The following is a 13,637-nucleotide window of genomic DNA, read 5'->3' on the forward strand; positions in this document are numbered from 1 at the left end:
CCGGAATTAGTTGACCACTACAGTGTCATTTCGAAGTTCAATGATCTGACGCCATTCGGCTTGGCTAGCATCAATGAGGTTCAGCTTCGACAAGGTTATACTCGGGTCGAATTGGCTTCCGCCTGTCCCATTTGACGAAGGAACAGCAACACAGAAGTGATCGAACCCGATGCTCTTCGCGTAGCGGCGGAACGCCTCGCGAATCGTAGTAATCCCAGAAACTGGCGCGTCTGCGAAATAGGCTTCTTGGAGCTTTTGGTATTGGTTCCGAATGTCATCATCGCCGGGACGCTCGGGGCACAATGACCATAGCCTCGCATACGGCTCTACCTCTTTAGCGAATTCAACCCACCTGTTAGTGGTGAATTCCATTACACGAGTGGCGTGGCTATAGGTAACTGTGTTCCCTTCGACCCCATCGATAAGATGGGAAAGAGCGGCAGATGGTACTTCTTCTGGGTAGCCAACCAGAATATCTCCAAGCGTCGAATCGCCGCGCATCCTTCCCATATTCAAAGGAAGCACGCGATCAAAATACAGCGATGCTTCTTTGAAATTCTCAAAGCAAAGGACGGTGCTTGACGGGCGATAGTCGTTATTTGCCATCGTGATCTCTAACGCCTGGGCTAAGCCGCCGGTGCGGAGCGCAGCCTAGTACCGGTCGGCTTCAGCCCCTGGTTATATGCTGGGCTCAGTACCATTGGGCATCCTGAGCCAGCTTCATCTCAAGATGTTCCTTGGAAGCAAACCTTTCTGTCACTGGGTAAGGTGCTGGTTCGGTGCGCCCTGACCAAGTGAGGTGAACGATATAGAAACCTCCCTCGCCCAAGACTAGAACATCATCTTGATCCTCGCGTTTAGCCAAAATACTTAAAGCTCGGTTGGCTAACATATGATCTCCACCGATTTCAGATTTTAGCTCCGCTTCTAATGCGGCTTTGTGCTGCTCGGGATATTCTCTAATGTCTGACCACGGTTCTTCGTACACGATATGCGCCTACATATAACAGTGTGTTTTATGAAGCCAGTGGCTTCATAATAAATATTAAAGAAGCCGCTTCATAATTCGGATTTAAAATTCTCAACCATCTGTTTTTTAATGAAATGTCGATTAATTTTTTTGAGAAATAGAGCCAAAAAGTTGAACTAGGTTGGAAAATTAGAGCCAAGACTTTGTTATCTTTGGAATGAATTTGTTTCACGGAAGAGGCAATTAGCATGGCAAAATCTCCATTTTTGAGTTCAATCGAATCCTTCATGCTGACGAGGCGATATAGTCGTCGAACAGTTAAAACCTACTTATATTGGATTAAATATTTCATAGTTTTCCATGGTAAGCAACATCCTAGAGAGTTAGGTGATCGGCATATAGAACAATTCCTAACGCATTTAGCCGTAAACAGGCATGTTTCAGCTTCAACTCAAGCGATAGCATTAAATGCCATTGTCTTTATGAAAACAAAGTTCCTAGAACAAGAAGTGGGTTATGTAGGAACCTTTAAGAAATCAAGCCGTAAGAAAAAATTACCCGTCGTGTTAAATTTTGATGAAATCAGTTGTTTAATTGCACAGCTATCAGGTGTGAAAAAGCTGATGGTTTCACTGTTGTATGGCTCGGGTTTAAGACGGATGGAGCTTTTACGTTTACGAGTGAAGGATGTCCAGTTTGATCTGAGCCAATTGCATGTATGGGATGGTAAAGGCGCCAAAAATCGCATTGTCACTTTAGCGAAAGAGTTACATGTACCACTAAAAGCTGAAATTGAGCGTGTCGATAGACTCTTAAAAAATGATCTATCAAACTCTCAGTATGATGGTGTTTGGATGCCAGAAGCATTAGCTCGGAAATATCCAAATAGCCGTTTTGATTTAGGGTGGCAATACCTTTTTCCAGCATCAAAGCTATCCGTCGATCCTGAGTCTGGTGTAATAAGAAGACACCATTTTCATGAGACAGCACTTAATAAAATCATTAAACATGCAGCTCAAGAAGCAGGAGTTATGAAACAAGTTACCAGCCACACTCTACGACATTCTTTCGCGACTCATTTACTACAATCAGGTGCAGATATTAGAACAGTGCAACAACAGTTAGGACATGCGGATGTTAAAACAACCGAGATATATACACATGTTCTTAAACAAGGTGCTCAAGGTGTCATAAGCCCTCTAGATCGAATACGTAATTTATAAGTCATTAAATTACACCTGTATGTTTATACTTCTATTGTTTTTGAATACTCAACAGCTATAAACAGTAAAAAGAAATGTGTGCTAACGGCTCTGACAAGAAATGATAACTCTAAATTTGAAGCATTCACACCCTCAAGCTACTATCTGATTTTCTCCAAGAAAAATACTTATGAAACGAAGCAAAGAAGACGCAGCGAAAACCCGGCAGAAAGTGATTGATGCGGCGTTAAAGTTATTTGGTCAGCGTGGTTACAGTGGCACGACGTTACGGTTGATTGCTGATGAGGCGGGTTGTTCGCGTGGGCCGATTTATTGGCACTTTGCTAACAAGGAAGAGCTGTTTGAAGAGATTCTGGCCTATTCTCAGGCACCTTTAGAAAAGCTCATTGCTCAGTGTGATGATAGTCAGGAGCCCATCGAAGCGGCGAGTAACTTTGCCCGCCAGTGGCTGAGTTTATTATTTGAAGATACCTATTACCGTCAGTCATTTGAGATTTTGTTGAATAAAACCGAATACACGGAATCGGTTTCGCCTTCACTGGAACGTGAGCGGGCGTTAACGCTGTCACTTATCACCACTTTTTCAGGCTTTGTTGATCGCTATCGTCAGCAAACAAACAGTCAGGCCAGCACGGATAGCCAGGTGGTGGCTATTTCGATGTATAGCTACCTGATGGGTGTAACGCAAAGCTGGATGGTGAATCCCAAGCTCAATCAGCTTGAGGCGAATATCGAATTTTATGTGGCCGAGTTCGTGCGTTTATTACAAAGCCCTCAGTAGCGACCAAGGGCTTTGGTTTTATCAAAACGCTGTCAGAAAACTAAGAGCATCCACACCGACTGCTCTGCCCTCTTTTAATGAGGTGGTGACTTCATCATCGCCGTATTCTTCAGCATAAATACGTGCGACACGATGTTTATGATAAGAACGGGCTTGCTCCCAGAAAGTCAGCGTTTGTGGAGCGACTTTTTCACCCATTTCTTTGTGTAGGGCTGGCAGCTCATACCAATTAAGAATCGGCTTTTGATGATGGGCATTGTGATAACAAAAGTTCAGTACCAGCATATTCAGCCAGGGATATTGGTGTGACAATAAATTGCTATAGGTATTAGCCTGCTCGTACTCAAAATCACGGCGATGAGGGAACACGGCATCCGGATCATCCAGGTTAAAAATGACTTCGTAGTTATGCTGATAACAGTCCATAAAGCGTAACACTGTGAACAACACGAGCTGAGCGACGCAATATAAGACAAAGGCTTTGACGCTAATCAATAACACCGCCAGCAATATCGCGCCTCTAATTACTACCACCGTCAAAACCCGAGCACGTTGATCACGCTTTGATTCAATCGCCCATGGCGCAAACACCAGCATGGTGTGCATCATAATTTCAATGGCTGGAATATAAGCCCACTCAGCCGCTTTAACGACCTTTTCCATCGTTGGGTGCTGTTTTAGATAACTCCGGTAATCCCATACTACTGGATCACAGTTATCAACATGATGACGCATGTGTTTGTAACGAATATCTTCAAAACGGCCGTAACAACTGCCTGTAATCCAGTTGAGTACTTTGCCCAGTTTGGCATTGTCCTTGTTGTCTTTAAATAAGGCGTTATGCCCGCAGTCATGTAACAGATAAGCGGCGATAATCATGCCGTGGGCACAGGCCAACATACCCAGAATATTGATTATCCAATTATTGGCAAACATCGCTGCCCAGCCACCAAAATAAGTCACCGTGATATAGGCCAATACGCCGATACTGTATTTCGCACCGGCAGAATCACGAAGTTGAAATGCGTTAGCCATGAGACACCTCAACTAACTTGGTGGCTTGTTGCCATTGCTCGAAATGCTGCTGTTCGGTATGACCTATCCAACTATTAATTTCCCAGAGGTCTGCAATGGGGGCATTGGTAAATGGCAGATGATGCAAATAACCATCCGGACCAAACTCGGGAGTCATGGTGGTTTCTAAATAACCACGATCTCGCTGTGCAGACCAGATCGCTTCCCAACAACGCTGATGACTTTCTAAAGCTGCTTGATATTCGGGGGCTGCCGGATGTGGCACTTGTGGCCCCTGGTCATAACCTACCCGGCTGTGAATATGATGAGCATGTTGGGCAGCGAGTTCGATGGCATCCCATTCGCTATCCATTAAACGTTCACTGACCACTACCCAGTGGCTGAAATCGCAAGTAATTTTGATATCAGGCAGGTGTTCTAAAATCGCCATAGTATTCCATGGACAGTAAAAACTCCGGCCTCGATGTGTTTCAAAAGAACATAACACGCCATGTTTGTCTGCAATGTCCATGGCAGCTTTAAAGAAGTCGATACTGGTCTGGATTGGCCAGGCATCACAGCCGCCCATCACGTTTACAAATTTGGGTTTAAGTGATTTACCTAAAATGATTTGTGATTCCAGATCCGATAAATGCTCTTCGACACTGGCACGCCGTCTTGGTACATACGACCCTGCTGTGCAGACTTCCTGAATCCATTCAATATTGTGTTTTGCCAGAGCGGCTTCCAGAGCAGGAAAATGGCTTGGATTATCATGTTTGGCAGGGGCTTCCAGCCCTGAAAATCCGGCCTCTTTCGCCATGATAATCGCTTCTTCTATAGTGCCGTTATGACCCCAAACTGTTTTGAAATTCTTTAGCTTCATCGTCATCTGTGACTGGCTCTTAATTAGTTAACATAAAACTAATCGAGCAAACAACATGCCAATATGTATGTATAAATAACAATATGTTTCAAAGCCTTACCATGATTGACCTGAGAGGCTAATAGCTTGATTGTTATAGTTGATAAGAGTAGAAAACAGCGTCTCTTTTGCACTTAGATTGTGCTGCCGGTGTTAACTTTTGGGGCATTATCTTCACAGCACTGCCCTTCAGTCACTAATAAAACTTTACCTAACTAAACCCGCATTAACAGAGGCGCTCAATATAATTAGCATCGAACAAAAATCTGTTTATTTTATTAAGGACACCTATATGACGAAGCGTTTCATTTTAGCTACTGCGCTTTGCCCACTTTTATTCGTATCACTATCGAGTTATGCCATGCCGCTTGGCGGACCGGGACCGGGACCAGGCCCAGATCGTGGACCACATTTCATCGTGCATGATGGTTACCACCACGAACGTCCTGGACGAATCCCTCCCTATTATTTTGGTTATTCTCTGCCACAAGGCGTAGCACTGGCCTTACTGGCAGGTGTGACTTATGCCGTCGTAGATGGCATGTATTACTACCGTAAAGAAGGAGATAGATACGTCTATGTGTCTACCCCACCCGCCGGCACCTACACCGTGGTTGAAAAAGCAGCTTCAACTACTTCATCAAGTGCTTTGGAGCCGGGAACGATTGTTAGCCAGTTACCGAAATCAGCCAAAAAAGTTGAGTATCAAGGACAGGCTTATTACGTGGTTGGTGAGAACTGGTACTTACCTGTTTCTGGAAACAGTATTGGAAATTATGTTGTCGTAACAAATCCACTTCGCTAGTTCATGATTGATAAGGATTTAATATGCATAATCAGCTTAAATCAGGTTTATTTATTGCACTTTTTCTTTGCACGATGGGAGTGAGCTATGCTGCTGAAGACCGAATGGATCCAGCTGCTCTCGAAAATGCAATGAAGTCATGCCGTGATATTGGCAAAAATAACATTGATGACTTTGATCGCTGCATGGAAGAAAAGGGATTTCCGAAACCTGAAGGTCAACATAATAGCCCTCCTCCTCCACCGCCTAGACAGGCTGATCCAAAAATTGAAGCAGCCAAACAAGCCTGTCGCCAATCCGCTCAAGGCAGTGTCGATGTGTTTGATATGTGCATGCAGAAAAAAGGATTTAATAAACTTGAGGGTTCTGAGCAGAATTTACCGACGCCATCTGAACCGCCTAAAGAGGTTGATCCTAAGCTGAATTCGGCCATTAAAGAATGTCATGAAACTACAGGAGATAACCTGGCGGCCTTTGAGTCATGCATGCAAGGCAAAGGCTTCAATAAACCCAGAATAGAGACACCTAACTAAGTTCAATTTTCCAAATATCGACATGGATGTCGATTTTGCCAGTTTGTGATATTGGCGTGTTCAGATCTCACTAGTATTGATAGCAGAAAATCACTACTACGAGGTCACCATGAATCACGCATTAGAAACATCTTATAAACCCGAAACTACACCCGGTGTTACGCCAAGCCATCCACTTGATCCATTAACGATAGAAGAGATTGCCACCGCCTCTGATTTACTTAGAAGAGAAAAAGGCTTGGGCGCTGAGTGTCGTTTTCCTTATGTGCAACTTGAAGAACCTTCAAAAGCCGAAGTATTAGCCTTCGAGGAAGGCCAAACGTTTTCACGTCGTGCTTTTGCTGTGGTACTGGATAAAGCATCTGGTGCTATTCATGAAGCCATGATTGATCTGAATACCAACACCATTACACGCTGGGAACAGATTGACCCTGAAGTCACCGGACAACCGGCGATTATGATGGAAGAGTTCTTCACCTGTGTGGATATCGTCCAGGCCGATCCGGGCTTTATTGAAGCTGTTAAGCGTCGTGGATTAACTGATAAAGATATTGAAACCATTCAAATTGACCCTTGGTCATTTGGTTACTTTGGCGATGATGAGAAATACCGTGGCCGACGTTTAATGCGTGGCGTGGCATTCGTACGTGATGATATTGTCGATAATGGTTATGCCCGCCCTATTGATGGTCTGGTGGCGATTATCGATTTAAATGAAGGCAAGGTCATCGAGTTGTTAGACGATGGTCAGAATATCCCCGTCCCCAAAACCAAACACAATTACGACACACCGTCTCTCGCTAAACCGCGTGACGATCTCAAACCTCTACAAATAACACAGCCTGAAGGCGTCAGTTTCACCGTTGATGGCTGGAAAGTGAACTGGCAGAAATGGCAGTTCCGTTTGGGTTATAACCCTCGCGAAGGCCTGGTGTTAAACCAGTTAAGTTATCAGGATGGTGATCGTTTACGGCCTATTATTTATCGCGCCAGTATCAACGATATGGCAGTGCCCTACTCTGATACAAGCCTTAATCATTACTGGAAATGTGCATTTGATGGTGGTGAGTATGGTCTTGGTCGCTTAGCCAATCAGCTTGAGCTGGGCTGCGACTGTCTGGGCGCGATTCGCTATTTTGATATTCCAACCGTCGATGATAATGGCGTGCCATTCTTGATGAAAAACGCGGTCTGTATGCACGAGGAAGATTACGGCACCTTATGGAAACATTACGAGTTCCGCAGTGAAACCTACGAAATGCGTCGTTCACGTCGTCTGGTGATCAGTTTCTTCTGTACCGTGGGTAACTATGATTACGGGTTTTACTGGTATTTATATCAGGATGGCACCATTCAACAGGAAACCAAGCTGACCGGCATTATTCAGACAGGTGCACTGGTTCCCGGTGAAAAACCCAAATTCGGTGGCATGGTCACGCCTGAAATCTATGGCCCAACCCATCAACATTTCTTCAGTGCTCGTCTGCATATGATGCTAGATGGCGAAAACAACTCCGTGGTCGAAACCAACTTCACACCACGGGAAATGGATGAACAAGAAAATCCCTGGGGTAATGTGTTTAACACCGAAACCACTGTCTTTAAAACCGAACTGGAAGCCGCTCGCGAAGCCAATGGTCAGACCGGACGGTTCTGGAAAATCATCAACCCCAACAGCATTAATGCCGTGGGTAATCCGACCGGATATAAACTCGTTGCTGAGCATAATCCGGTGATGCTGGCTCATGATAAAAGTTATGTCGCTCAACGTGCTGGTTTTGCTAAAAAGCATTTATGGGTCACGCCGTATGATCCGGCTGAGATGAATGCGTCTGGCTTTTATCCTAACCAGAATAAAGGTGAAGGTTTACCGTATTACATACAGAAAGATCGTCCGATAGAAAACACCGATATCGTGGTCTGGCATACCTTTGGTCACACCCATGTCTGTAAACCTGAGGACTTCCCTATCATGCCAGTGGAGTATGTTGGCTTCACCCTTAAACCGAATAACTTCTTTATGGGTAATGCGGCGATGGATGTGCCTGCTGAGGGCAATAATCACAGCGTTGATACGGTAACTGGTACCGTGAAATCTGGCTCAAGCTGCTGCTCAAGCTAGACTGATGTGGTTAAGTTTGATTGATCTCTTATGCAGCGTGATAGTCATTATCACGCTGCAACAATGGGCTGTTAAGCGAAAGCTACTGGCAAAGCCCAGATTATTCTTCACGGGTAATCTGGTGTTTTTGCTCGGTATGCTGCCGTGGTTTGATGAGCTGGCACGCTACTCTATCAGTTTGCATAGTCTGCAAAGCGTGCTGGTACATCATTTTGCTCCATTGTTATGGATTGGTTCATTACATCATCTTCAAACAGCTGATATGACAAGAGATAAAACCTTATCTCACTGGCCCACTACACTGCTGATGAGTCTGTTTGCCTTACTGACCTGGGTGTGGATGTTGCCTTCATTTCACCCCTTATTAATGCAAAGTGCACTGGTCTACAGTGGCATGAAGTGGTTGATGGCTTTAAGTGGTCTAGCATTATGCTTATCGATGTTAAGTCAGCATCACCAGACACGTTATTGGCAGAAGTTAAACAACATAACAGTCGTGATGCCATTATTGTTATGGGGATTGTTGATGTTTATTTTCCCAACGATGTACAGCGCGACACATTCTGATCACCACCACCATCATATGATGATGAGTACATTACCAAGCTGGCTTCAAATGTCACCGATCCAGGATCAATTCATTGGTGGTCTGATATTCGTTGTGTCTGGTTTTCTCTACTGGCAATCAAACGCGATCAGCTTAACGTTTTCGCGTCATGCTCGGCGTCTCTCCAAATAAACGACGATATTCCTGAGAAAAATACCCCATGTGGAAAAAGCCATAATTGGCGGCGATATCCGTGACCGGGAGATAGCTTTTTGTCAGTTCCCGTCTGGCTGCATTCAACTTAACAGCTCGCAGATACTGCATAGGTGAAGTGCCGGTGGCCTTGTGAAAGCTGTAATTTAAGGTGCGGTGTGGGATGTTCAATGCTTTGCAAATATCTACAATACTCGCGCAACTACCTTCGCTTGAAGCGACATAATCGTGACAACGTTGCACAATATAATTGTGCTGGTTTCCGAGCCGTTTTAGCTGATTTCTCCCTGTGTCATCAGCTTCATAAATAGTGAGGGCCAGCTGGATCAGTTTATCTTCCGTCGCTTTTGATATCAGCTCTGCGTTATCAGCAGTCTGTGTCACAGTCTTTAGGCTCTCAATTAATTCAGACAGTTGTTGTCGTAAATTCACCAAAAATCCAGGAGCAGTTTTTATACCGTAACTTTTTTTGAAACCTATCAAGCGTGTATAAGTTTCATGACTCAACAGTTCAGCTAAGCGCTCATGGTCAATCGAAATAATGCTGTAATCGAGTTCTTCAGGCCCAACGAAAGAAAAGTCACTTTCATAGGGTAATAAGGTAATACCTGAGGCCATAATCTGCCGTGCTTGCTCAGAAGCATCACTCGGTTCAACATGATGAGGAATCATCATACTAATCTTGCCCATTGGCGTATGAGTATCCTGAACAACGCTCTGTTTCATGCGCTCTCGGAACACCCGGACAGCATCCATCTGAATATCTTCAAGAAAGCCTTCAAATTTACCGGAGCTTAACTGATCGTATTCCTGAGGCCAGTCCTGTAACGAATGAGCATGTTGATACACATCATCAAAAACGGCTGATTGACTGAACATAATGCATACACCAATTATGACTAATAATAGGATGTAAGCAAAAAATGAACCGCTGTCTGACTAAGCAAGAAGGAAGCGTTTAAAACAAGATTTTATCCAATAAATACAATAACTTTGATATATAAATAAAAATAGAAAAAGCTGTAAGATAACAGCAATCAAGCTATTTCACTGCCCTGATTTGGGGCATTTTCAGAGCAATGTTTAAATATCGGGCATCAATGAATTGAAAATGATAAAAACATTAAGCGACAGTAATCGGCTCATCGATCAATTTATCAATGTTGAAATACAGGCAATCTGGTGAATTGTCGCGTGTATATATTCCATCAAGCACTTTGCCAATCTGACTTAACTGAGCCAAAGCACCAGCATTACTCGCCTGAAACTCACTGGCATCATATGTCACGACATCGTTGATTTCATCGATTAACAGGGCAAATCTGGGCGTTTTGCCATCATCGGTTACGAATAACAACACTTGTCTCATAGCCGCTTGTAAATGTTCAATAACGCGACTAAATAGTGTCTTCATTCGCTGGATAGTGGCGCCGCGTTCACGATGCAACAACTCGATGGCTTCATCCGTATTGCCACTGTCGCGTAGTGTCAGCAATCGCTCTGCCGTTTCATAAAGTGCCTGCTGATTGACATCAAATAATGCCAGCAGATCCATTAAGGTTTCATCTCTGGCGTGAAATTGTTTTCGCCATTGACTGAATTTGCAGTTTTTTAATTCGGTGGGATATTTAAACTCACCACCACCAGTAATGACAGCTTCAAGCGCATTCATCCAGTCGATATGCTCTTGCTCATAATGTCTTAGCTCATCAATCACTGCTAATTTACTATCGATACCTGAGGTGACACCAACTCGGTGAGCGAAGTCCAGAACGGGCACGACAATACCCTGATATTTAATCACCCCTTTCAGACCGCGTTCTTCCACAGGGACTTTCTGGATTGCATCAACATCCTGTCCCAGCATCAACACATAGTCGACGTTGAGACCAAACATCATATCTTCAATAAAGAAGGTGAAAACCTGCCTTTTCTCTGATGTTTTAGTAGCGTTAGTCGTTTGAGCAGAATGCAGTGCCATGTGCTGTCTCCATCCAAAAGCTGTCTGTTTATATAGAGCTATATCGGCTGTTTAAACTGATACTGAAACAAATTTATTTTTATCAGTGCAGGTCAGCTCTTAATCGGGCTTCATCAATCTGTGCCCCCAGTCGCCCACACACAAACCGCAAATCCAGCTCGGCATTTTCCAAACAACTGGTCGCACCTGGTGAGGGTGTCATATTAAACACAATACCGGTGCCGGGATTGATTTTCGCTTCACCGAGCATCAGTTGTGATGATTTCTTATCAATCAACTGCGGACGCACACCGCCGAAACCTTTAGCAAAAGTCACATCTTTTAATTGCAGAGAAGGTACGATTTTGCGTGCATCTTTCATAAATAACCAGCGACGCAATAACGGAACTTCAAATAAAAAGTTTTTCAGAATGTAATTACGGATGTCTTTGACCTTAAACAGATCCCAGAACACTTTCATCACCCGTGAATCCAGCTTTAATACCCGTAAGAACTCAAAAAACGTTTTGCTGTTGTAGCGTTCCAGCATCGGTAGTAATAACGCTGTTGGTCCAAAGCGGGTTTTGCCTTCAATCAACACATCCGGATCACCGTGAACGGCAGCAAAAGGCAATTTATCGTTTTGTACGGTGTAAACCTTACCGTTTAATAATGGTGGCGTGAAATAGAAACTACCGGCAACAGGTAAACAGGAAAACTCCAGTCCGTAGCCCATTTGTTGGGCAAGTAATAAACTATGGCCGCCCGCAGACACCACCACTGTTTTTGCTTTGATAACCGCATCCTCTGTCACAATCGAAAACAGGCCATCTTTTTCAATGATGTCCTGAACGTGACTGTTCATATATAAACGCAAGTTTTTGTCTGTGCGTTTTTGTGCCTGATCCACAAAACTTTCAGCCAAACGCTGGTAATCAACTGCCGAGTATTCATCAAGAACGGCTAATGCTACGCAAGGCTCTTCACGCATTTTGCCGTCAACCATCACCACATTAGGTTCAATTTCTGCAATTTGCTCTTTTTCCAACAGCTGCATGGAAGTGAAAACAGTACGAAAGCGCTCGAAACGCTCACGTAACATCGCACACTCTTTTTCACCCACACCTAATACCATTTTGGGGTATTTAAAAATGATTTCGTCCCGCTCTGGCAGATCGTCAGCGTAATTAACAATCATCTGTGCAGAAGCTTTAACTTTAGCGGCCTTCTCCAGGGTGTAATTGGTTTCAATATCACCACAATGAAGTGTTTGACTGTTGTTTCGCCCGTTAGAGTTCACCTTGGCAACATGATCATATTTTTCAATCAGAGCGATATCTTGAATGTCGGTGTATTCAGTAAGCAAATACATCAGCGCTGTACCGCATACGCCACCACCGATAATGGCTACATCATGGACTTGGTCTGTCATTTTTTATCCCACAAAAAACTGGCGCAGATTTTAGCAGAATCAGCGTTTCATCGCAGTCAAAAAATAGCGATGAAACGCTGCTATTGATGCGAGCCCCTACTTATCGTCTTTTTTCTTATTCATCTGCGAAAAAGAGGGAATAGATGACAAGATTGATTGCAAACGATCCTGCTGCTCAGATTCAGCATCCAACTCATCACGATCATCATCCTCTTCAACATCCGATGACTTTTCAAGATCCTTGATTTCTTTAAACATCTGATCCAGCTCATCATCAGAGGGCAATGGTTCTTCTGTCAGGTCCTGCCACATATCGGATACTGCAGATTTGGGATCAACCAGATTGACCGGTTCATCAACCTTATCCTCATTAAAATACTGCTCCACATCAGAAGTAGCCTGTTCTGCAGCATCAACCATTGGTGAATCATCATCTTCAGCTGGTGCTGGATACATTGCTGAAAACTGAATCGATTCATCTTCGAGCTTACGTTCATCAATAATATTGACGTCATAGGTCAGACTGGATGCAGCCTCTGAGGTTGATGCTTTTTCATCTTGTTCTGGTTCTATATCAGTCAGTTCATCTTCTACTGTCTGAGCAACCTCCTCCAGATCAAATTCTTCATCTGCATCGATGTCAGGTAGGTCTGATTCAACCTCAAACTCAGCAACAGATAAGTCCAGATCAACGTCATCGTCTGTCTCAATATCGACTAATTCCGGCTCTACCTCTTCATCTGCGAGGTTCACCGCTTCAGAGACTGGCGATTCTGTTGTTATTTCTTCAGGCTCATCATCAGAACCTGGAGTTTCAGTCACCGCCTCTTGTTCAGGTTCAGGTGTTGATTCAGCCGCTGTTTGTTGGCTACGTGCTTTCGCCTCAGCACGAAGTTGTGCCGTTCTAGCGCGTACTTTTTCACGCAATTCATCCAGCTCTGATCGCATTTCTGCAATTTCTTCCGAGGGTGCAGAAGGCGTATCTTCACTCGAAGCCCTTTGCTCCGGCACTTCAGCTTCAGAGTCAACTTCATCGTCCGCGTCTTCAGCTGTCATCAGGAGGCGTAAACGCTCTGCTTCTGTCTGGAAGGCTGGCTCTGGCTCTGGCTCTG

The 13,637-nt window shown here is 44.2% G+C and carries 14 protein-coding genes; 6 read left to right on the forward strand and 8 right to left on the reverse strand.

Annotation, left to right across the window (positions count from 1 at the left end; genetic code table 11):
* Positions 1-6: 6 nt before the first annotated feature.
* Together B2248_RS14370 and B2248_RS14375 are read right to left on the reverse strand one after the other, a co-directional pair.
* A complete protein-coding gene (locus tag B2248_RS14370) occupies positions 7-606 on the reverse strand; it encodes a hypothetical protein (protein ID WP_273179615.1) in 600 nt (199 codons plus the stop codon).
* 85 nt (positions 607-691) lie between these two features.
* Positions 692-988: a hypothetical protein gene (locus tag B2248_RS14375; RefSeq protein WP_273179612.1), complete on the reverse strand. Its 297-nt coding sequence runs from the start codon at positions 986-988 to the stop codon at positions 692-694.
* 230 nt (positions 989-1,218) lie between these two features.
* Here B2248_RS14375 and B2248_RS14380 point away from each other — a divergent pair, with 230 nt between their 5' ends.
* Complete coding sequence (locus B2248_RS14380) at positions 1,219-2,193, forward strand: integron integrase (protein WP_273179610.1); 975 nt, start codon at positions 1,219-1,221, stop codon at positions 2,191-2,193.
* A 169-nt stretch (positions 2,194-2,362) separates the two neighbouring features.
* Positions 2,363-2,974, forward strand: coding sequence for a TetR family transcriptional regulator (locus B2248_RS14385; RefSeq protein WP_273179608.1), 612 nt, complete (start codon positions 2,363-2,365; stop codon positions 2,972-2,974).
* 21 nt (positions 2,975-2,995) lie between these two features.
* Here B2248_RS14385 and B2248_RS14390 read toward each other — a convergent pair whose 3' ends face one another.
* Entirely contained in the window at positions 2,996-4,009 is a 1,014-nt protein-coding gene (locus B2248_RS14390; protein ID WP_273179606.1) for a fatty acid desaturase family protein, read from the reverse strand.
* Complete coding sequence (locus tag B2248_RS14395) at positions 4,002-4,880, reverse strand: sugar phosphate isomerase/epimerase family protein (protein WP_273179604.1); 879 nt, start codon at positions 4,878-4,880, stop codon at positions 4,002-4,004. Before B2248_RS14395 ends, B2248_RS14390 begins: the two co-directional genes overlap by 8 nt.
* Positions 4,881-5,205: 325 nt before the next feature.
* Between B2248_RS14395 and B2248_RS14400 the strand changes: the two genes are divergently transcribed.
* The 4 genes from B2248_RS14400 (at position 5,206) to B2248_RS14415 (ending at position 9,112) form a co-directional block, all read left to right on the forward strand.
* The gene (locus tag B2248_RS14400; RefSeq protein ID WP_273179601.1) at positions 5,206-5,718 is read left to right on the forward strand and encodes a DUF6515 family protein; all 513 of its coding nucleotides are present in this window, start codon (positions 5,206-5,208) and stop codon (positions 5,716-5,718) included.
* Between the two features lie 23 nt (positions 5,719-5,741).
* Positions 5,742-6,251: a hypothetical protein gene (locus B2248_RS14405; RefSeq protein WP_273179598.1), complete on the forward strand. Its 510-nt coding sequence runs from the start codon at positions 5,742-5,744 to the stop codon at positions 6,249-6,251.
* 109 nt (positions 6,252-6,360) lie between these two features.
* On the forward strand, positions 6,361-8,373 hold the full coding sequence (locus B2248_RS14410) for a primary-amine oxidase (RefSeq protein WP_273179596.1): 2,013 nt from the start codon (positions 6,361-6,363) through the stop codon (positions 8,371-8,373).
* A gap of 4 nt (positions 8,374-8,377) precedes the next feature.
* The gene (locus B2248_RS14415; protein WP_273179594.1) at positions 8,378-9,112 is read left to right on the forward strand and encodes a cytochrome c oxidase assembly protein; all 735 of its coding nucleotides are present in this window, start codon (positions 8,378-8,380) and stop codon (positions 9,110-9,112) included.
* Here B2248_RS14415 and B2248_RS14420 read toward each other — a convergent pair.
* The 4 genes from B2248_RS14420 to B2248_RS14435 form a co-directional block, all read right to left on the reverse strand.
* Positions 9,074-10,012 carry a helix-turn-helix domain-containing protein gene (locus B2248_RS14420; protein ID WP_273179592.1) on the reverse strand — a complete coding sequence of 313 codons (939 nt, stop codon included), beginning with the start codon at positions 10,010-10,012 and terminating at the stop codon, positions 9,074-9,076. The two genes, B2248_RS14415 and B2248_RS14420, sit on opposite strands and share 39 nt — an antisense overlap.
* Before the next feature lie 244 nt (positions 10,013-10,256).
* On the reverse strand, positions 10,257-11,114 hold the full coding sequence (locus B2248_RS14425; protein ID WP_273179589.1) for a chemotaxis protein CheW: 858 nt from the start codon (positions 11,112-11,114) through the stop codon (positions 10,257-10,259).
* 82 nt (positions 11,115-11,196) lie between these two features.
* Positions 11,197-12,525 (reverse strand): FAD-dependent oxidoreductase, encoded by a 1,329-nt coding sequence (locus B2248_RS14430; protein WP_273179586.1) that lies wholly within the window; start codon positions 12,523-12,525, stop codon positions 11,197-11,199.
* A 96-nt stretch (positions 12,526-12,621) separates the two neighbouring features.
* Positions 12,622-13,637, reverse strand: a 1,016-nt coding sequence (locus tag B2248_RS14435) for a hypothetical protein (protein ID WP_286723313.1), incomplete at its 5' end; no start/stop codon positions are given.

This window comes from Methylophaga sp. UBA2012, assembly GCF_002335235.1.
Classification (GTDB): Bacteria; Pseudomonadota; Gammaproteobacteria; order Nitrosococcales; family Methylophagaceae; genus Methylophaga; species Methylophaga thalassica.